Here is an 18,690-nt window from a genome sequence, read left to right on the forward strand (position 1 = left end):
CAGGTTTTTCACTTGCGGTGATCATGTCGACACGGAGCGCTCCAGCAAGATCAACTGACCTGTCGTCAAGTGAATTTCCTTGTCCCACAACGGAAACCTCGGAGACGATCGTCCATTCGGCGCAAATCCACATCCATCGGGTTCCGATGGGACCGTGGGGCGTAACGCTCCGCCAAGGGCTCGACATGTGCCGGTGCGCCCGGCAGGCATGGGGCAATCGGTTCCCCTGTGCCCCGCCCCGGACGGGTGCGGAGCCGAGATCCCTCGTGGAGCGCACGATGCAGGTCGAAGTCCCGCACGGTTCGGCAACGCGGTCCGGCGGGTGGCGGTGACCCGTGGTCACCTACGGCGGCAACAGCCGCAACGGCGCTGAGGTCAGGCTCGTCGTCGGCCACACCGCCGAAGATCCGCGACCACCGGACCGGCGACCGCGCCTACAAGGCGGGGGACCGCCGGGACGTCGGGAACGGGTTTCCTGGGACGTCTTCACCAACGGCCTCGACGTGCTGGACGGCGTGATCCAGACTCGCGACGAGCTGCGGGACCGGGCGCGCGAGGCCGTCGCCGTGGAGCTGGTGGGGCTGCGCGCGGCGTTCGACCGGCTCGCCCAGGCGTACGCGCAGGAACGGGACCCGACGCCGCGAAGATCGAGCGCGCGGTGGCCGAGGCGGTCCAGGAGAACGTCGTGAAGGCCGACGTGCACGTCAAGCAGGGGGGCGCGGCCGAGTAGCCCCGTTCCCCTGGTCGGGACGCGTCCCGGCGCGGTCGATCACGGTGAGCGCTCCGACGTGGTCGCCGGGACGTCGGGGGCGATCCGTGCCGGTTCCCGCTGGGCGATGACGGCGTCCAGCGCGTTCCGCGCCCCGCGCCGGCTGGTTCCGCCGCGTCGGCGCTCGCCGTGTCCGCCGTCGCGGTCTCGGGTCCTTCGAAGCCGGCCTGCCCCTTTCCTCGGCGCGATCGCCACCGTCACCACAGAGAGGCCTGGGCGAGCCGCGCAACCACGGCTACGGCACCGACCACGGCGCAGTGGGCCTCGTGCCGGACTCCACCCCGACACCCTCTCCGACCATGACGACCCGCGGCGCGGGACGCCCTGGTCGACTACCGGACCAAGCCGGCCCATGGCTGGTCGGAGATACCCGAGCCAGGCTCCACCGCACAGCGGTGCCACGAGATCCAACAGGGCACCCGGCGTGCGCCACCGCGAGGCCGGAACGGAGCAACGGGGTCACGGTGCCGATGCCGCCCCCTGCTCCTCGGGCGCGGAGTCGGCCAGGGCGAGGACGGCGTTCAGCGCGTCGTGCGCCCGGCACTCGGTATCCGCATCGCCGACGACGCCGTCCGCGGCGGTGCGGGCGGTGGCGACGATGCGGTCGAGCAGTGCGCGGTGGTGGTCGTGGCTCTGTTGGAGTCGGTCGGCCCGCGCGGTCTGGACGCCCAGTTGCCGTCCGAGGTCCAGGACGCGCTGCTCGTGCCGGTCGCGCAGGGCCGCGATCTCCGCCGCGGTCCGGGCGCGGGTGTGCTCGAGGCGGCGGTCGGCGTCGTCGGCGGCCCGGGCTAGGCGCTGCTCGGTATCGGCGCGCAGCCGCTGGGTGCTCTGCTCGGCGTCGGCCAGGCGTCGGTCCCGGTCGGCGAGTTGTTCGCGCAGGCCTTCGAGTTGGGCGTGCAGTCCGGCTGCTCGTTCGCGGGCGTCGGCCGCGTCGTCGGTGGCGGCCCGGACGCGTTGGTCGGCGGTGGCGGTGACGGCGTCGACGGTGGCCGCGGCGGTGGTGGCGGCGTGTTCGGCGGCCTCGCGGGCGGCGTCGCGTTCGGCGCGCAGGCGTTCCTGGGCGCGCAGGGCGTCGTGCTTGGCCTGCTCGGCGGCGTCGCGGGCGCGCAGGGCCTCGGTGCGCTGGGTGCGGGCTTCCCGGACTTGGGTGAGGGCTTCGTCGCGGGCGGCTTCGGCGGCTTGGGCGCGTTGTTCGGCCTGCTGTTGTGCGTTCGTGGCCTGCTCGGCGGCGTGGTCGGCCTGTTCGGCCCGGGCGATGAGGTCGTCCCGCACCGTCGCGAGCAGTTCGCGGGACGCCTGTGTGGATTCGACGAGGTCTTGGAGGGGGTCCCAGACCTCGTCGAGGTGTCCGGCCAGTTCCGTCGCGTTCTGGCGTAGTGCGGCGGCGGTGCCGCCGGTGGTGCCGGCGGCCCGGGCGGTGATCCGCTCGGCGCGGGCGCGGGCGGCGCAGTCACGCTGGTCGGGCGGGCAGTAGCGGGGTGGGCGTCCGGTGGGTTTGCGGGCGGTCACCGGCCGTCCGCAGTGCGCGCACGGGCGGGTCCGGGGGGCGGGAGTGGCGTCGACCTGCGGTTCCTCGGCAACTGTCACCCGATCATGCTAGCCGCGTTTCCATTTCCAAGAACGACAACACGCGCATGTTTTTGGAAACAGAAACGCAGCCAACAAGGTTACCGAGATAAGTGACATTATGTCGGTAACATGTGCTAACGCAAGCAAGGGAGGTACTGCGGCTCCGGATGTGTCATCAGAGGAGTGAGAGGTCGTCACCGTGACGAAAGGTGGCGATGGCGGTGGGGGGTGTCCCTGCGTGGTCGTTGCGGGCGGGGGAAGTTCTTGACGGTGCGTTCAGACGGCACGGCGACGGTCACGCACGTGCAGTCGGTGCGAGTGGATGGCTCACCGGACCGGTGGATGCGACGCACCTCAGGAGGGAACGCGCATGCTCCGACCATCTCTCGCGCAGCAGCGGCTGTGGTTCCTCGACCGGTTCGAGGACGCCGGGGCGATCCACAACGTCCAGGTCGTACTGCGGTTGCGGAGCGAGCTGGACCGGGACGCGCTGGGCGCGACCCTGCGGGGCACGCGGTCAGGGTTCGACCTGGCCGCCGAGCTGCCGCTGCGGGGTAGCCGTGTCGCAGAGCACTCAGAGGGGCGACCACTTCCATCGAGCACTTTGAGGGCGACCAGGAGTTCGTCACCGTGACGAAAGACCTGCATGGGAAGGGGGCTCGCTCGAGAACGCTGCCGACAGTAGGCGGGAAGGTCCGGCGGGCTCCGCGGACACGGACACGCCGGGGCCCGACGCGATCAACCGGACGGGCGGATCGTGTCCTCGCGGAACAGGTCGACGTGGCGCCGGACCCAGTCGGCGAAGGACCGCGGGTCACGGCCGAGGACCTCCCGCACGTGCGGGCTCACGCGCCGCTCGGCGGGCGTCGGTTCACCGATGATGGCCAGGGTGCCCTCGACCACCGGTTCGGGCATGAACGCCAGCATCTGCTGCCGTGCCTGCTCGCGGGTCTGCTCCACGAACCGGACCGGCACGCCCAGCGCGTCGCCGATGGCCTCGGCGCGCTGCCTCGGCGTGACCGGTTCCGGGCCGGTCAGCTCGTGGACGCGGCCGTGGTGGTCGTGGCGCAGGGCCTCGGCGGCGACCTCGGCGATGTCCGCCGGGTCGACCACCGGCAGGGCGACCTCCCCGAACGGCGCGGCGACCGTGCGCCCCGCGCGGATCGACCCGGCCCAGGCGGCGGCGTTGGACGCGAACCCGCCGGGCCGCAGCACCGTCCACGCCAGGCCCGAGGCGCGCACGGTGTCCTCGATCGCGCGAAGCGGCGCGTGCGAGACCGAGTCGGGGCGCGTGCCGGCGGCCTGCGAGGACAGCAGGACGACCTTCCCGACCCCGCCGGCCCGGGCGACGTCGAGGACCCGCCCGACGTCCAGGTGCGCCCCGGCTCCCGACACCAGCAGGAACAGGGCGTCCGCGCCCTCCACCGCGTCCCGCAGCGTCTCCGGCCGTTCCAGGTCGGCCACGACGTGCCGCACACCCTCCGGCACGGCCGCCGTGGCGCGCGACACGGCCGTCACCCGCTGCCCGGTCTCGGTCAGCGCCCGCACCAGCGGACGGCCCACGTTGCCGGTAGCCCCGGTCACCACGATCACGAGCCCACTCCTCGTTGTTGGTCCTGCGATCCCCTCACCAGCGGTTTCGCCGGCAGGAGGGCGTGACCGGAACGCTAACAGCCCGGGTATAGTAGGTACCTAGGAGATAGTGGCTATCCAGGGGGAAGCGATGAGCGCAAGGGTGCCGGACGCGACCGACCCGGTCCTGGCGTGTCCGATCGCGCCCGTCGTGGACATCGTGTTCAGCCGGTGGACCACGCCGGTGCTGTGGGCGCTGCACGAGTACGGGCGGCAGCGCTTCGTGCAGCTGCACCGCCGGATTCCCGCCGTGACGCCGAAGGTGTTGACCCAGCGGCTGCGTCAACTGGAACGCGACGGGCTGGTCGTGCGCACCTACCACCCGGAGGTGCCGCCGCGGGTGGAGTACGAGATCAGCGAGCTGGGGCGCAGCCTCGCGCCGCTGTTCGCCCACCTCGCCGAGTGGGCGTCGGCGCACCTGGACGAGGTGGAGCGCGCCCGCGACTCCTACGACGCCGCGTCGCGTTGACCGGTGCGCGGCGCCGTGACGGGTTTGCCGACCAGGCCGCCGGCCACGAGTCGGTCCACGCCGGGCAGGCCGGCCAGTCGCATCACCACCCGTCGCGCCCGCAGCCGCAGCACGGAGTCGGGCAGGAACCAGCGGGCGGCGGACCGGGCCACGCGCTGCTTGTCCGCCACCACCGGGCGCCACTCGCGCTCGTAGCCGGCGGGGTCGTCCGGTCGGGAGGCCAGCAGGTTCGCGCCGCCCATGCCCAGGGACGCGCCCTGGCCGGCCAGCAGGGACACCGCGCCGCACGCGTCGCCGACGAGCGCCACCCGCCCGGTCGTCCAGTGCGGCAGCTCCACCTGCGCGACCTGGTCGTAGTAGACCTCCACCGGGCAGCGCTCCAGCGCCCGCGGCACGACCCAGCCCAGTGACCCGTAGACCTCGCGCACGGCGGCGCGCGCGTCGTCCGGCAGCCGCGGCGAGGGGTCGCGGTGGACGGTGAAGGCGGCGACGCGGCCGTCGCGCAGCCCGTAGAGGCCGACCTGGCGGCCGGTGGTGTCGGTGACGCAGAACCGGCCCTCGACCAGCGCGTGCACCTCGGGGTCGGTGAAGGTGAACGCGGCGGTGTGGAAGCCGAGGTGGCGCACGTGCCCCTCGCCGAACACCAGCCGGCGCACCGCGGAGTGCACGCCGTCCGCGCCGACGAGCAGGTCGCCGGCCACCCGGGTCCCGTCGGCCAGGGTCGCGGTGGCACCGCCCGCGTCGTCCCGCACGCCGGTCACGGTCGCGCCGAAGCGCAGCTCGACCCCGGCGGGCAGGTCCTCGCGCAGGGCGCGTTCGAGGTCGGGGCGCATGATGCTGACCAGCCGGCCGCCGAGGGAGCGGGCGAAGCGGTCGAACGCGAGGCCGGCGACGCGCCGGCCGTGCGGGTCGACGTAGCTCGCCTCGGTGATGGAGTAGCCCAGTCCGCGCAGGCGGGGCAGCAGTCCCATGTGCTCGGCGACGTCGTAGCCGGGCCCGAAGAAGTCGATCATGTAGCCGGTGGTGCGGGGTCCCGGGGCGCGTTCGAGCACGACGACGTCGTGTCCCGCGGTGGCGAGCCGGTGCGCGAGGGTGAGGCCGGCGATGCCCGCGCCGGCGACGACGACCCTCACCGCAGCACCCGCGCCAGGACGGGCACGACGGTCCCGCGCGTGAGGTCGGGGGTGAGGGTGCGGTGCAGCAGCACGCCGTCGACGGCGGCGGCGAGCACCGCGGCGGTGGCCTCGGGGGTGGGCACGTCGTGCGCGGCCAGCCACGCGGCGAGGGTGCGCCGGAAGTCCGCGAGCACGTCGGCGACGGCCCGGCGCAGCCCGTCGTCGCGGGTGGCGGCGAGCAGCGTCTCGGTGAACAGCTCCTGCGGCTCGTCGTGCTCGTCCAGGGCGGCCAGCAGCGTGGCGAGGGCCTGCTGCGGGTCGTCGACCTCGTCCAGGACCTGCGTCAGCCCGTCGACGGCGGTGCGCAGGGCCTGCACGGAGGCCCGCACGAGCAGGTCGTGCAGCGAGTCGAAGTGGTAGTGCACGACGCCGGGGCCGACTCCGGCGCGTTCGGCGAGCACGCGGGTGCTGACCGCGCCCCACCCCTTCTCGGCGATGAGTTCCCGGGCCGCGTGCAGCAGCCGTTCCTTGACCGTCATTTGGACGATCGTACTGGACGATCGTCCAAATCCGCAGTCGCACCTCGTCCCCGCACGCCCGCGGACCCCGGCAGGGCGGCGACCTCGGCGGTGAACGCGTCCACGTCGAGGCCGTCGAGCACCGACCCGAACGACGAGGAGGCGAAGCGGCGGCGCGGGAACCGTCCGCGATTCGTGCGCTCGGGCCTTCTACCGGGCGTTGACCGCGCGGCGCAGGGCCACGGCGTCGGCGCGGACCCGGTCGGGGGCTTCGCGGTCGACCAGCGCCCGGCGCATCAGGTCGGCCACGGCGGGCTGGTCGTCGGGGGTGAAGCCGCGCCGGGTGATCTCCTGGGTGCCCAGGCGCAGCCCTCGCAGTCCCTCGTCGATGCGCTGCCACGGCAGACCGATGCCCGACAGGTAGACGCCGGCCTCGCCCAGCAGTTGCGCCGCCGCGTCGCCGCCGCCCAGGGGCAGGGCGTCGATCGCGAGGTGGTGGGAGCGGGTGTGCACGCCGTCGTGGCGGGCGACGTCGAAGCCCCGCTCGGACAGGGCCGCACCGAGGGCCTGGGCGTTGGCGACGCAGGCACGGGCGTAGTCGGGGCCGGTCTCGGCCAGTTCGGCGGCGGTGACCGCGAGCGCGCCCAGCCGGCCCGCGTCGTAGTTGGCCAGCATGCCGGGGTAGGCGACGTTCGACACGCGTTCGGCCAGGTCGGCGTCGCGGGTGACGACGCAGCCGCCGGAGGGGCCGCCGAAGGACTTGTAGGTGGAGAACGTCATCAGGTGCGCGCCCTCGTGCAGGGGCCGCTGGAACACCCGGCCCGCGACGAGGCCGGCCACGTGCGAGGCGTCGTAGAGGAGGATCGCGCCGACCTCGTCGGCGGCGGCGCGGACGGCGGCCACGTCGTGCGGGAACAGCATGAGGCTCGCGCCGATCACCACGATCCGGGGCCGGTGCACGCGCAGGAACCCCGGCAGCCTGTCGTAGTCGATGTCCAGTTCGTCGGGCAGGTAGGGCAGGTCCACGACGGTGAGGCCGCGGATCGCGGGCACGCCCTGGGCGTGGTGGCTGGCGTGGCCGCCGGCGGCCTCGGGCAGCACGGCGATCTTGTCGCCGGCGCGGGCGAACGCGGTGTAGACGGCGAGGTTGGCCAGGGTGGCGCTCTGCAGCCGCACCTCGGCGTGCTCGCCCTCCATCAGTCGGGCGACGAGCATCGGGGCGAGCACCTCGAGCGTGTCGAGGTGCTCGAGGCCGACCTGGTACTTCTCGCCGGGCCACCCCATGCTGGGCCGGCCGGAGACCGTCGCGCCGCCCATCCGGGCGGCGGTGGGGCTGAGCACGTTGGTGCCCGCGTACAGGACGATCCCGTCGTCGTCGACCTGGGCGGTGTGGGCGTCGAGGGCCTTGCGCACGGTGTCGGCGACCCCGGCGGCGCTCAGGTCGGCGGACACGGCGGCTTCGACCTCGGCGAGCCTGCGCTGCGCCCGCGGGGAGGCCCAGGGGGCGATCCGGCTGTTCGTCACGCCCGGAACGCTAGGGCGTGCGCGGGGCGCGGGGCGACCACCCGCGGTCGGGAGTTGTTCCTACAGTTGTCGGAATGCAGGAGCTGCTGGACGAGTTGTCCCGCGAGCTGGGTCGCGGTGTGTCGGTGGACGACGTGACCGGGCGCGTGGTGGCGCACAGCGCGCAGACCGACGACGTGGACCCGGCGCGGGTGCGGGCGATCCTGGCGCGGCGGGTGCCCGCGGACGTGGTGGCGTGGCAGGAGCGGCACGGCGTCGCGGCGGCGACCGGCCCGGTGGTGGTGCCGGAGAACCCGGGGTTGGGCTTCGCACGGCGGGTGGGGTTCCCGCTGCGCCACGGCGGGGTGCTGGTGGGCCACCTGTGGGTGCTCGGCGACCTGCCCGGCGCGGACGTGGCGGCGGACTTGGCGGAGCGGCTGCCCGCGTTGGCCGCGCAGGTCCCGGCGGGCGACCGCGCCCCGGTGCGGGTGGTGGTCGCCCTGGACCCGCGGGTGGTGCGCACGGTGCCCGCCGCCGACCCGCTGCCGGAGCTGCCCGGTCACGTCGGGGTGAGCGACCCCCACCCGCCCGACCGGGCGGCGGCGGCCTACCAGCAGGCGGTGGCGGCGGCGGAGCTGGCGCGGCTGGACCCGGCGCTGCCGACGCGTGCCCGCTGGTCGGACCTGGGCGCCTACCGGCTGCTGCTGGGCGACGCGCCGCAGGGCGCGCTGGCCGGTCTGTCGGAGGAGTTCACCCGCACCCTGGAGGCGTACCTGGACTCGGGGTGCGACGCGCGGGCCACGGCGGCGGCGCTGCACCTGCACCGCACGAGCCTGTACTACCGGCTGGGCCGCATCGCCGAGCTGACCGGCCGCGACCTGGCCGACGGGCGGGTCCGGCTGGAGCTGCACCTGGCGTTGAAGCTGGTGCGGCTGGCCCGCCGCGCGTGACGCGCCGCGGGATCGCGCCGGGGTGGTGGCGGACGGGGTGGTGGCGGACGGGGGCCGACCGCGCCGCCCGCACACGATACGGTGATCACTTCGACGCGAGGAGTGATGTGCACGACGACCTCGTCTCCCTGTTGTACTCACCGCACCGGGAGCTGGAGAACCGGGTGTTCGCCGCGTTGGCGGAGGCCGGGTTCGACGACGTGACACCCGCGCAGGCGCGGGTGTTCCAGCTGATCCGCCGCAACGGGTCGCGGTTGACCGAGCTGGCCGTGGCCGCGCACGTCACGAAGCAGACGGCCGGGTTCCTGGTGGACCAGCTGGAGCGGGCGGGTTACGTGGAGCGCACGCCCGACCCGACCGACGCCCGGGCGCGGTTGATCCGGGTGGCCGAGCGCGGCGCGCGGGCGGTGCCGGTGGGTCGGGCGGCGGTCGCCCAGGTCGAGCGCGAGTGGACCGCGCACCTGGGGCAGCGGCGGATGGCGGCGCTGCACGACGCGCTGACCCGGCTGCGCGAGATCACCGACCCCTACGCGTAGCGCTCGCGGAACGCGGGTCCGGCGGCGGGGCCCGCGGTGAAGACGAACCCGTCGCCGTCCACGCGCCGCCCGGTGGCCTCGTCGACCAGCACGGGTTCGACCTCGCGGCGGGTCTCGGCGTCGACGAGCACCATGCTGCGCTCCTCCGGCGCGAGCCGGGAGTTGCCCCAGGCGGCCAGCGCGACCAGGACGGGCCGCAGCGACCGGCCCAGTTCGGTGAGCACGTACTCGTGCCGCACGGGTCGCTGCTGGTAGGGGCGCTTCTCCAGCAGTCCCTTGTCGACCAGGTCGCGCAGCCGGGCGGTGAGCATGCTGGTGGAGATGCCGAGGTTGTGCTGGAACTGGTCGAAGCGCGTGTAGCCGTCGAACGCGTCGTGCAGGAGCAGCAGGGTCCACCACTCGCCGACGTAGCCCAGGGCCGTCGACAGCGGGCACTCCCGGTCCTCCAAGCGCACCTTGCTCCCCACCGCGTCACCTCCGCACCCCAATGGGTGCTAATGTCGAAGTTACTTACTTCTATTCTAGCAGTAACAGGGGAGCGCGGTGGAACTGGCAGGCAGGCACGCCCTGGTCACGGGCGGCACGAAGGGTACGGGCGCGGCGGTCGCGGCACGTCTGGTCGAACTCGGCGCCCGGGTGACCGCCACCGCCCGACACGCACCCGCCGCGCCGGCGTCGGGCACGCGGTTCGTCCAAGCCGACACCGCCACGGCCGACGGCGTGGCGCGGGTCGCCGAGGCGGTCGGCGAGGTCGACGTCCTGGTGCACGTCGTGGGCGGCTCCGGCGCGCCGTCGGGCGGGTTCGCCGCGCTCACCGACGAGCACTGGGCGGCCGAGCTGGACCTCAACCTGCTCGGCGCGGTGCGCCTGGACCGCGCCCTGGTGCCGGGCATGGTCGCCCGCGGCCGCGGCGCGGTGGTGCACGTGACGTCCATCCAGCGCCAGATGCCGCTGCCCGAGGCGACGCTCGGCTACGCCGCGGCCAAGGCGGCGCTGACCACCTACAGCAAGGGCCTGGCCACCCAGGTCGCGCCGCACGGCGTGCGGGTCAACGCGGTCGCGCCGGGCTTCATCCGCACGACGGCGGCCGACGCGATGGTCTCCCGCATCGCCCGCGGCCGCGGGATCACCGAGGACGAGGCGCTGGGCGAGGTCATGGCCTCGCTGGGCGGCATCCCGATGGGCCGCCCGGCCCGGCCCGAGGAGGTCGCCGAACTCGTGGCGTTCCTCGTCTCGGACCGGGCCTCGGCCATCACCGGCGCCGAGCACCGCGTCGACGGCGGCACCGTCCGCACCATCTGACCGCACCACCCGGCCGGCACCATCGAGAGGAACCCACGTGCACGCCCTCCCCGACATCGTCCGCCGCTACTTCGAGCCGGCGGCCCGACCCGACCCCGACGGGCACTCCGCCCTGTTCGCCCCCGACGCCGAGGTCCACGACGAGGGTCGGGTCCACCGCGGGCCCGCCGCGATCCGCGCGTGGCGCGACGAGGTGCCGCTGGTGCGCTACGAGGTCACCGGCGTCGAGCGGACCGCCGAGGGCCTGGTCGTCACCGCCACGATCAGCGGCGACTTCCCGGGCAGCCCCGTGGCGGGCCTGCGGTTCCGGTTCGAGGACTTCGACGACGGCGCGATCCGCCGGCTGCGCATCGCGCCCTAGAGGCTCGACCAGCAGTAGAGCCGTTCTCCCCGGTCCCGGGCGCGCCGGGCCAGGTCGAGCAGTTCGGCGACCAGCGGCGCCAGGTCCTCGCCGCGCGTGCCGTCGCCGAACTCCTCGGCGCACGCCCACTCGGCGGCGAGCCGGGGGGCGTCGGCCGGGTCCGCGCCGGCCAGGGCGTCGCGCGTGGCGGTGTCGAGTTCCACCACCCAGGGCCCGGTCGCCCACGGGTCGTCGTCGTCCTCGGGGCCCTGCGGCCCGGGCGGTCGGGTGGTCGGCCACACGATCGACTGCGCGACGAGCCCCGGCCGCCACGGCCCGCCCGCGATCGCGGCGACGAGCTGCCCGAGGAGGACGTCGGGGTCGACGCCCTTGGCCTCGACCCCGACGAACGCGGGGCACACGCCGCCCACGACCGGATAACCGTCGGCGGCGTCCACGGCGCGCGCCACCGTCGCCGCGTCGGGCGCGTGGAAGTAGTCGGTCGGCACACCCACGGCGTCTCCTCCGGGTCCGGTCGGTCCGCGCACAGTGGATCACACGGCACCGACGGCGACCGGACGGTCACGACGACAGGAACCGGTCCAGCACCCGCGCGCCGAACCGCAGCCCCTCCACGGGCACGCGCTCGTCCACGCCGTGGGTCAGCGACCGGTAGTCGAAGCCCTCGGGCAGGTAGAGCGGCGCGAACCCGTAGCAGTCGATGCCGAGCCTGCTGAACGCCTTGGCGTCGGTGCCGCCGCCCAGGCAGTAGGGCACCACGACGGCCTCGGGGTCCTCGGCGCGCAGCGCGTCGGCCATCGCGTCGAACCACGGCGAGTCGATCGGGGCCTGCACGGGCGGCTGGTGCTGGAGGAACTCGCGCCGCACGTCGGGCCCCAGCGCGTCGTCCACGGCGGCGAGCAGCTCGTCCACGGTGCCGGGCAGGGTGCGCACGTCGACCTCGGCGGAGGCGCTGCCGGGGATGACGTTGACCTTGTAGCCGGCGTCGAGGACGGTCGGGGTGGTGCTGTTGCGGACGGTGTTCTCCACCAGCTTCGCGGCGGGCCCGAAGCGGGCGATGGTGGCGTCGACGTCGTCGAGGTCCACCGGCACCCCGAGCGCGGCGCCGACCTGCTCGATGAACGCCCGCACGGCCGGGGTGAGCCGCACGGGGTGGCGCAGCGCGGCGAGGCGGCCCAGGGCGTTGACGAGCTTGAGCACGGCGTTGTCCTCGTTGCGGCGCGAGCCGTGCCCGGCGCGGCCGGTGGCGGTCAGCCGGAGGTGCGAGGTGCCGCGCTCGGCGGTGCCGATGGGGTAGATGCGCTTGTCGAAGGTGCGGTGCGAGAAGCCGCCGGACTCGCTGATCGCGGCGGCGCACCCGGCGAAGTGCCCGGCGTGGTGGTCGACGAGCCAGTGCGCGCCGCACGCGCCGGTGTCCTCCTCGTCGGCGACGAACGCCAGCACGACGTCGCGGCGGGGCGCGCGGCCCTCGCGGGCCCAGGTGCCGACGACCGAGAGGACCATGGCGACCATGTCCTTCATGTCGACGGCGCCGCGCCCCCACAGGTAGCCGTCGCGCTCGATCCCGGCGAACGGCGGCACGCTCCACTCGGCGGGGTCGGCGGGCACCACGTCGAGGTGGGCCTGCACGAGCACCGCGGGCAGGTCGGGCTCGGTGCCGGGCACGCGGGCCAGCACGTTGGTGCGGCGCGGGGCGGGTTCGAGCAGGGTCGCGGGCACGCCCGCGGCCTCCAGGTGCGCGGCGACGAACTCGGCGGCCTCGCGCTCGCCGGCCGACTCGCCCCGGCCGTGGTTGGTGGTGTCGATGCGCAGCAGGGCCGCGCACAGGTCCACGACGTCCTCAGCCATATATCCCTTCCACCGCCCCCGCAGCGATCGCCGTGACGACCTTGAACGCCTGCATCGCCAGGGTCATGGAGGCGGCGTCGAACGCTACCCGGCGGGCGTCGATCAGCTCCACCGTAGGCACCACCGCCGCCGCGGCGGCCAGGTGGGTGGCGTCGAACTCCACCTCGACGCGGTGCGGGCCGGGCCGGGGGTCGGTCCGGCCGGCGCGGCGCAGGGCGGTCGCGGCGGCCGCGGCGATGCGCTCGGCGGTCACCGCGGGCGGCAGGCACACGGCGGCGTAGCGGCTCACGCACTCCTTCACCGCGACCAGTTCGGCGTCGGGGGCGTAGGCGCGGGCGTCCTCGCAGGCCCGGTCGTCGCCGGTGACCAGCAGCACGGGCACGCCGTGCTCGGCGGCGAGCGCGGCGTTGAGCAGCCCTTCGCTCGCCGGGACGCCGTCGAGCCACACGCCGGTGATCGAGTTCTCCAGGTAGGTGTGGGCCAGCACGCCCTCCCGGCCCGCCCCCGCGTGGTAGCCCAGGAAGACGACCCCGTCGACCCCTGAGTCGACGCCCTGCATCATCGACAGGGGTTTGTGGCGCCCGGTGAGCATCCGGGCGCGGGGGTCGAGGTCCTCCAGCAGGAGGTTGCGTTGCGACGAGTGCGCCTCGTTGACCAGCACGTCGGTCGCGCCGCCGGTGAACGCGCCGGCGACGCAGGCGTTGACGTCGCCGGTGAACAGGCGCCGGAAGCGCTGCCACTGCTCGGTCTGCGGGACGACGTCGGCGGTCCAGGTGACCCCCGTCGCGCCCTCCATGTCCGCCGAGATCATGATCCGCATGTCACCACGGTAACCGGTGGTCGTCGGTTCTTGACGCAGACCTTGTCCCAATGGTTACTTCTTGACTTCCACTAGGGGCGGAGGCGGTCACGGTGCGCGTGCGACGGCTCGGGGCGATGGCGGCGATGGCGGGCGTGCTGGTCCTGTCACCCATACCGGTGCCCGTCGACCAGGCACAAGCCCAGCAGGGCGTGACGCTGCGGGTGGCCATCACCCAGCAGGTGGATTCCCTCAACCCGTTCCTGTCGATCTTCCAGGCGGGCACCGAGGTCGGCCGGCTCATGTACGACTACCTGACCGCCTACGACGTCGTCGACCAGCACCCCGTGGAGGGTCTGGCCAAGGAGTGGTCGTCCTCCGAGGACCGCCTGACCTGGACCTTCACCATCCCCGCGGGCAAGAAGTGGTCCGACGGCAAGCCCATCACCGCCCGCGACGCGGCGTTCACCTACAACCTGATGATGGACGACGAGGCCGCCGCCACCGCCAACGGCAGCTTCACCGCCGACTTCGAGTCGGTCACCGCGACCGACGACGAGACCCTGGTGATCAGGACGAAGCAGCCGCAGGCCACGATGCTCGCGCTGGACGTGCCGATCGTGCCCGAGCACGTGTGGTCGCAGGTCGCCGACATCGGCGAGTACCGCAACGACCGGACGCCGGTGGTGGGCAGCGGCCCGTTCGTCCTCACCGAGTACCGGGCCAACGAGTTCATCCGGTTCGCGGCGAACAAGGACTACTGGCGCGGCGCGCCCAAGTACGACGAGCTGACGTTCAGCTACTACAAGACCGTCGACGCCGCCGCCCAGGCCCTGGCCAAGGGCGAGGTCGACCTGGTCAACCGGATGGGGCCGGCCCAGTTCGACTCCCTCGAGGGCAAGGAGGGCATCACCCTCAACAAGGCGCAGGGCCGCCGCTTCAACGAGATCGTGATCAACTCCGGCGCCGCGACCCGCGACGGCACCCCCATCGGCGACGGGCACCCCGCGCTCAAGGACGTCGTGGTGCGCCGCGCGATCGCCAAGGCCATCGACCTCGACTCGATCATCGAGCGCGTCAACGGCGGCTACGCCCAGCGCGGCACCGGCCTCATCCCGCCGGTGTTCGCCTCCTACCACCTGGCCGAGCCCGCGCAGGCCCGCACGCACGACCCCGCCGGCGCCAACGCCGACCTCGACGCCGCCGGGTACGCCCGCGGCGCCGACGGCACCCGCGTGGGCCCCGACGGCCGGCCGCTGTCGCTGCGGCTGCTCGGCCACGCCAGCCGCGCCTACGACGAGCAGACCGGCGAGTTCGTCAAGCGCTCCCTGGCCGACCTCGGCATCCCCGTCGACGTGCAGATCGTCTCCGACAACCAGCTCAACGAGGCCAGCACCGCGGGCACGTTCGACCTGGTCTTCTCCGGCTGGGGCACCAACCCCGACCCCGACTACATCCTGTCGCTGCACACCTGCGCCCAGCGGCCCGACGCCGACGGCCGGGGCGGCACCACCGACACGTTCTTCTGCGACGCCGAGTACGACGCCCTCTACGCCCGGCAGCGCAGCGAGTTCGACCCGGCCACGCGGCAGGACATCGTCAAGCGGATGCAGCAGCGCTTCCACGACCAGGTCCCGGCGATCATCCTCGGCTACGACAACGCCCTGGAGGCGTACCGCAGCGACAAGTTCGCCTCGTTCCCCGTGCAGCCCGACCCCGGCGGCGTGATCATGGCCCAGAACGGGGTGTGGGGCTACTACGGCGCCACGCCCACCGACTCGGCCTCCTCCGGGGGCACCTCGAACACCGGTCCGGTCCTCGCCGCGGTCGGCGGCGCGCTGGTGGTGCTGGTGGGGGCGGTGTTCCTGGTGTCGCGGCGGCGCAGGCAGGGCGCCGGGGACCGCGAGTGACCCGGTACCTCGCGGGCAAGCTCGGGGGCGCCCTGGTCAGCCTCGTGCTCGTGGTCGTCCTCGGGTTCCTGCTGTTCCGGGTGATCCCCGGCGACCCGGTGGTGACCATGACGCGGGGCCGGCCGGTGGGCGCCGAGCAGATCGCCGAGCTGCGCGCCCGGCTGGGCGTGGACAAGCCGCTGCGCGAGCAGTTCGTCGACTACGTCGCCGGCGTGCTGCGCGGCGACCTGGGCACCTCCTACGTCTACAGCCGCCCGGTGCTGGAGCTGATCGGCGAACGGCTGTGGCCGACGGTGCTGCTGGTGGGCACCGCGACCCTGCTGGCGGTGGCGCTCGGGCTGTGGCTGGGCATCCGGGGCGCGTGGCGGCGCGGGTCGCGGTTCGACCGGGTGTCCACCGGCGTGGCGCTGACGCAGTGGGCGATGCCGACGTTCTGGCTGGGCATGCTGCTGTCGATGGCCACCGGCGACCTGTTCCCCTCCGGCGGCATGCGCTACCCCGACACGCCGCCGGACTTCCTGTCGCAGTCGGTGGACGTCGCCCACCACCTGGTGCTGCCGTGCCTGACCATGATCGCCGTGGTCTACGCGCAGTACCTGCTGGTCATGCGGTCCTCGCTGCTGGAGGAGATGCACGCCGACTACCTCACGACCGCGCGCGCGAAAGGGCTGCGCGACGACCTGGTGCGCCGCCGCCACGCGGTGCCCAACGCGCTGCTGCCGACCGTGACCCTGGTGTTCCTGCACCTGGGGCTGGTGGTGTCGGGGGCGATCACGGTGGAGACCGTGTTCTCCTGGCCGGGGCTGGGGCTGCTGACCTACGAGGCGCTGACCGGACCGGACCTGCCGCTGCTGCAGGGCACGTTCGTGGTGCTGGCGGGAGCGGTGATCTTCATGAACGTGCTGGCCGACCTGGCCTACCGGGTCCTGGACCCGCGGGTGCGTGCGGCATGACGACGATCGCGTGGCAGCGCCGCCGGGCCGCGGCCCGGGCGACGTGGCGCGAGTTCGCCTCCCAGCGCGGCGGCGTGGCCGGGCTGGTCGGGCTCGGCGTGATCGCGGTGCTGGCGCTGCTCGCGCCGCTGGTGACCGACACCGCCGGGCTGGACGTGACGCGGGTGACGGCCGCGCCGTGGGAGCCGCCGTCGACCGGGCACTGGCTGGGCACCGACCACAACGGCCGCTCGGTGCTGCTGCTGACCTGGTGGGGCACCCGCATCTCGCTGGTCGTGGGCCTCGCGGCGACCGTGCTGTCGGTGCTCATCGGCACCGTCGTCGGCATCGCCGCGGCGCACTTCGGCGGCTGGGTGTCGGCGCTGCTGATGCGGTTCACCGACTTCTTCCTGGTGCTGCCCTCGCTGGTGCTGGCCATCGCCCTGTCCACCGTGCTGCCGCGCGGCCTGGCCACGATCGTGCTGGCCATCGGCGTGACGGCGTGGCCGGGGACCGCGCGGCTGGTGCGCGCGCAGACCCTGGCGGTGGAGGCGCGGCCGTTCATCGAACGCGCCCGCGCCCTGGGCGGCGGCCACGCGCACGTCGTGGGCCGGCACGTGCTGCCCGCGGTGCTGCCGCTGGTGTTCGTCAACACCACGCTGACCGTGGCCAGCGCGATCGTGGCGGAGTCGACGCTGTCGTTCCTGGGGCTGGGCGACCCCACGCGCGTGTCGTGGGGGTCGATGCTGCACGCGGCGAACATGCACGGCGCGGTGTCGCAGCGCGCCTGGTGGTTCCTGATCCCGCCCGGCCTGGGCGTGGTGTGCGTGGTGCTGGCGTTCACGCTGGTCGGGCGGGCGCTGGAGACCGTGCTCAACCCGCGGTTGAAGGGGGAGCGGTGAGCCTGCTGGAGCTGCGGGACCTGAGCGTGCACTACCGGGGCGCGCACGGCGGCGACGTCGCGGCGGTGCGGTCGGTGAACCTGTCGCTCGCGGCGGGCGAGACGCTGGGGCTGGCCGGGGAGTCGGGCTGCGGCAAGTCCACGGTGGCCATGTCGGTGCTGCGGCTGCTGCCGCGCGACGCCCGCGTCGAGGGCCGGGTGCTGCTCGACGGCGAGGACGTGCGGACCATGTCGTGGGGCCGGCTGCGCGCGGTGCGGTGGGCGGCGGCGTCGGTGGTGTTCCAGGGCGCGATGCACGCGCTCAACCCGGTGCACCGGGTGGGCGACCAGATCGCCGAGCCGATGCGGCTGCACGGCGTGACGGGCTCCGTGCGGGACCTGCTCGGCCAGGTGGAGCTGCCCGCGCGGGCGGCCCGCGCCTACCCGCACGAGCTGTCGGGCGGGCAGAAGCAGCGGGTGATGATCGCGATGGCGCTGGCGTGCGGGCCGAGGCTGGTGGTGGCCGACGAACCCACCACCGCGCTCGACGTGGTGGTGCAGGCGCAGGTCCTCGACGTGCTCAAGCGGCTGGTCGCCGAACGCGGCATCGGACTGGTCATGATCAGCCACGACCTGTCCGTGCTGGCCTCGACGTGCGACCGGTTGGCGGTGATGCGGGACGGCGAGGTGGTCGAGGAGGGGCCCGCGCGCGAGGTCGTCCACCACCCCGCACACCCGCACACCCGCGCCCTGACCGCCGCGTTCCCCACCGTGGGCGACCCGGCGTCGCGCCACGCCGGCGACGGCTCCGCGGGCGAGGTGCTGCTGCGCGCCGAGGGCATCCGGGTCGACTACGGCCGCACCACCGCCGTGGCGGGCGTGGACCTGGAGGTCCGCCGCGGCGAGATCCTGGCGCTGGTCGGCCAGTCCGGCTCCGGCAAGACCACACTCGCCCGGACCCTGCTGGGCCTGCGGAAACCCACCGCGGGCAGGGTCCTGTTCGACGGCGCCCCGCTGCCCCGCTCCGCCTCGGGCCTGCGCGCCTACCGCCGCCAGGTCCAGCTCGTGCTCCAGGACCCGACCAGCGCCCTGAACCCGAGGCACTCGGTGTACGAGGCCGTCGCCGAGGGGCTGCGCATCCACGGCGTGGACGGCGACGAGCGCGAGCGCGTGGCCGAGGCCCTCGCCCAGGCCGAGCTGCGCCCGCCGGAACGCTTCTTCCCGTCCCTGCCGCACCAGCTCTCCGGCGGTCAGCGCCAGCGCGTCGTCATCGCCGGCGCCCTGGCCCTGGGTCCGCGCCTGCTGATCGCCGACGAGCCGGTGGCCTCGCTCGACGCCTCCGTGCGCGGCGAGATCCTGGCCCTGCTGCTGCGCCTGCGCCGCGACCTGGACCTGGGCGCCCTGGTGATCACGCACGACCTGGGCCTGGCGTGGACCATCGCCGACCGGGTGGCCGTGATGTACCGGGGCGGGATCGTCGAGCAGGGCAGCGTGGAGCAGGTGCTGCTCGCCCCCCGGCACGACTACACCCGCACCCTGCTGGCCGCCGTGCCGTCGTACCGGGTGCCCGGCTGACCGGTCCGCGCGGCGGGAGGAC

General features: G+C 74.1%; 20 protein-coding genes. 11 read left to right on the forward strand and 9 right to left on the reverse strand.

Annotated elements, in window-relative coordinates; translation table 11 throughout:
• Positions 1-335: 335 nt before the first annotated feature.
• Positions 336-689, forward strand: coding sequence for a hypothetical protein (locus CKY47_RS33990; RefSeq protein WP_306750468.1), 354 nt, complete (start codon positions 336-338; stop codon positions 687-689).
• Between the two features lie 539 nt (positions 690-1,228).
• On the opposite strand, the gene CKY47_RS33995 is transcribed toward CKY47_RS33990, so the two are convergent.
• Positions 1,229-2,356, reverse strand: a complete 1,128-nt coding sequence (locus CKY47_RS33995) for a coiled-coil domain-containing protein (protein ID WP_306750469.1) — start codon at positions 2,354-2,356, stop codon at positions 1,229-1,231.
• Positions 2,357-2,708: 352 nt separating this feature from the next.
• Between CKY47_RS33995 and CKY47_RS34000 the strand changes: the two genes are divergently transcribed.
• Positions 2,709-2,972 carry a hypothetical protein gene (locus CKY47_RS34000; protein WP_306750470.1) on the forward strand — a complete coding sequence of 88 codons (264 nt, stop codon included), beginning with the start codon at positions 2,709-2,711 and terminating at the stop codon, positions 2,970-2,972.
• A 104-nt stretch (positions 2,973-3,076) separates the two neighbouring features.
• Here CKY47_RS34000 and CKY47_RS34005 read toward each other — a convergent pair whose 3' ends face one another.
• On the reverse strand, positions 3,077-3,931 hold the full coding sequence (locus tag CKY47_RS34005) for an NAD(P)H-binding protein (protein WP_306750471.1): 855 nt from the start codon (positions 3,929-3,931) through the stop codon (positions 3,077-3,079).
• 130 nt (positions 3,932-4,061) lie between these two features.
• Between CKY47_RS34005 and CKY47_RS34010 the strand changes: the two genes are divergently transcribed.
• Positions 4,062-4,439, forward strand: a complete 378-nt coding sequence (locus CKY47_RS34010; protein ID WP_306750472.1) for a winged helix-turn-helix transcriptional regulator — start codon at positions 4,062-4,064, stop codon at positions 4,437-4,439.
• On the opposite strand, the gene CKY47_RS34015 is transcribed toward CKY47_RS34010, so the two are convergent.
• From CKY47_RS34015 to CKY47_RS34025, 3 genes are all read right to left on the reverse strand, one after another.
• Positions 4,418-5,572, reverse strand: a complete 1,155-nt coding sequence (locus tag CKY47_RS34015) for an FAD-dependent oxidoreductase (protein ID WP_306750473.1) — start codon at positions 5,570-5,572, stop codon at positions 4,418-4,420. The genes CKY47_RS34010 and CKY47_RS34015 overlap by 22 nt on opposite strands.
• Positions 5,569-6,093, reverse strand: coding sequence for a TetR/AcrR family transcriptional regulator (locus CKY47_RS34020; RefSeq protein ID WP_306750474.1), 525 nt, complete (start codon positions 6,091-6,093; stop codon positions 5,569-5,571). The genes CKY47_RS34015 and CKY47_RS34020 overlap by 4 nt, the downstream gene beginning before the upstream one ends.
• 189 nt (positions 6,094-6,282) lie before the next feature.
• Positions 6,283-7,596: a serine hydroxymethyltransferase gene (locus tag CKY47_RS34025; RefSeq protein WP_306750475.1), complete on the reverse strand. Its 1,314-nt coding sequence runs from the start codon at positions 7,594-7,596 to the stop codon at positions 6,283-6,285.
• A 74-nt stretch (positions 7,597-7,670) separates the two neighbouring features.
• On the opposite strand from CKY47_RS34025, the gene CKY47_RS34030 reads away from it, so the two are divergent.
• Both CKY47_RS34030 and CKY47_RS34035 read left to right on the forward strand, forming a co-directional pair.
• A complete protein-coding gene (locus tag CKY47_RS34030) occupies positions 7,671-8,525 on the forward strand; it encodes a helix-turn-helix domain-containing protein (RefSeq protein ID WP_306750476.1) in 855 nt (284 codons plus the stop codon).
• Positions 8,526-8,632: 107 nt separating this feature from the next.
• Positions 8,633-9,061: a MarR family winged helix-turn-helix transcriptional regulator gene (locus CKY47_RS34035; protein WP_306750477.1), complete on the forward strand. Its 429-nt coding sequence runs from the start codon at positions 8,633-8,635 to the stop codon at positions 9,059-9,061.
• Here CKY47_RS34035 and CKY47_RS34040 read toward each other — a convergent pair.
• Complete coding sequence (locus tag CKY47_RS34040) at positions 9,052-9,528, reverse strand: winged helix-turn-helix transcriptional regulator (RefSeq protein ID WP_306750478.1); 477 nt, start codon at positions 9,526-9,528, stop codon at positions 9,052-9,054. The genes CKY47_RS34035 and CKY47_RS34040 overlap by 10 nt on opposite strands.
• A 76-nt stretch (positions 9,529-9,604) precedes the next feature.
• On the opposite strand from CKY47_RS34040, the gene CKY47_RS34045 reads away from it, so the two are divergent.
• Both CKY47_RS34045 and CKY47_RS34050 read left to right on the forward strand, forming a co-directional pair.
• Positions 9,605-10,363, forward strand: a complete 759-nt coding sequence (locus CKY47_RS34045) for an SDR family oxidoreductase (protein ID WP_306750479.1) — start codon at positions 9,605-9,607, stop codon at positions 10,361-10,363.
• A gap of 37 nt (positions 10,364-10,400) precedes the next feature.
• Positions 10,401-10,724, forward strand: coding sequence for a nuclear transport factor 2 family protein (locus tag CKY47_RS34050; protein ID WP_306750480.1), 324 nt, complete (start codon positions 10,401-10,403; stop codon positions 10,722-10,724).
• Here CKY47_RS34050 and CKY47_RS34055 read toward each other — a convergent pair.
• The 3 genes from CKY47_RS34055 to CKY47_RS34065 form a co-directional block, all read right to left on the reverse strand.
• Entirely contained in the window at positions 10,721-11,218 is a 498-nt protein-coding gene (locus CKY47_RS34055) for a hypothetical protein (RefSeq protein WP_306750481.1), read from the reverse strand. The genes CKY47_RS34050 and CKY47_RS34055 overlap by 4 nt on opposite strands.
• A gap of 67 nt (positions 11,219-11,285) precedes the next feature.
• Positions 11,286-12,572, reverse strand: a complete 1,287-nt coding sequence (locus CKY47_RS34060) for a M20/M25/M40 family metallo-hydrolase (RefSeq protein WP_306750482.1) — start codon at positions 12,570-12,572, stop codon at positions 11,286-11,288.
• Positions 12,565-13,392, reverse strand: coding sequence for a M55 family metallopeptidase (locus tag CKY47_RS34065; RefSeq protein WP_306750483.1), 828 nt, complete (start codon positions 13,390-13,392; stop codon positions 12,565-12,567). Before CKY47_RS34065 ends, CKY47_RS34060 begins: the two co-directional genes overlap by 8 nt.
• Before the next feature lie 116 nt (positions 13,393-13,508).
• On the opposite strand from CKY47_RS34065, the gene CKY47_RS34070 reads away from it, so the two are divergent.
• The 4 genes from CKY47_RS34070 to nikE are packed head-to-tail and all read left to right on the forward strand — an operon-like array spanning position 13,509 to position 18,668.
• The gene (locus tag CKY47_RS34070) at positions 13,509-15,281 is read left to right on the forward strand and encodes an ABC transporter substrate-binding protein (protein WP_371320783.1); all 1,773 of its coding nucleotides are present in this window, start codon (positions 13,509-13,511) and stop codon (positions 15,279-15,281) included.
• The gene (locus tag CKY47_RS34075) at positions 15,278-16,234 is read left to right on the forward strand and encodes an ABC transporter permease (protein ID WP_306750485.1); all 957 of its coding nucleotides are present in this window, start codon (positions 15,278-15,280) and stop codon (positions 16,232-16,234) included. The genes CKY47_RS34070 and CKY47_RS34075 overlap by 4 nt, the downstream gene beginning before the upstream one ends.
• On the forward strand, positions 16,231-17,115 hold the full coding sequence (locus CKY47_RS34080; protein WP_306750486.1) for an ABC transporter permease: 885 nt from the start codon (positions 16,231-16,233) through the stop codon (positions 17,113-17,115). The genes CKY47_RS34075 and CKY47_RS34080 overlap by 4 nt, the downstream gene beginning before the upstream one ends.
• A complete protein-coding gene (gene nikE, locus CKY47_RS34085; RefSeq protein WP_306750487.1) occupies positions 17,112-18,668 on the forward strand; it encodes a nickel ABC transporter ATP-binding protein NikE in 1,557 nt (518 codons plus the stop codon). The genes CKY47_RS34080 and nikE overlap by 4 nt, the downstream gene beginning before the upstream one ends.
• Positions 18,669-18,690 lie beyond the last annotated feature (22 nt).

The sequence above is a fragment of the Saccharothrix longispora genome (assembly GCF_030852425.1).
In the GTDB taxonomy this organism is placed as follows: Bacteria; Actinomycetota; Actinomycetes; order Mycobacteriales; family Pseudonocardiaceae; genus Actinosynnema; species Actinosynnema longispora.

Coding starts and splice junctions, on each gene's coding strand:
- CKY47_RS34000 (WP_306750470.1), top strand. CDS start 2,709: ATGCTCCGACCATCTCTCGCGCAGCAGCGGCTGTGGTTCCTCGACCGG.
- CKY47_RS34020 (WP_306750474.1), bottom strand. CDS start 6,093: ATGACGGTCAAGGAACGGCTGCTGCACGCGGCCCGGGAACTCATCGCC.
- CKY47_RS34010 (WP_306750472.1), top strand. CDS start 4,062: ATGAGCGCAAGGGTGCCGGACGCGACCGACCCGGTCCTGGCGTGTCCG.
- CKY47_RS34060 (WP_306750482.1), bottom strand. CDS start 12,572: ATGGCTGAGGACGTCGTGGACCTGTGCGCGGCCCTGCTGCGCATCGAC.
- CKY47_RS34070 (WP_371320783.1), top strand. CDS start 13,509: ATGGCGGCGATGGCGGGCGTGCTGGTCCTGTCACCCATACCGGTGCCC.
- CKY47_RS34065 (WP_306750483.1), bottom strand. CDS start 13,392: ATGCGGATCATGATCTCGGCGGACATGGAGGGCGCGACGGGGGTCACC.
- CKY47_RS34080 (WP_306750486.1), top strand. CDS start 16,231: ATGACGACGATCGCGTGGCAGCGCCGCCGGGCCGCGGCCCGGGCGACG.
- CKY47_RS34030 (WP_306750476.1), top strand. CDS start 7,671: ATGCAGGAGCTGCTGGACGAGTTGTCCCGCGAGCTGGGTCGCGGTGTG.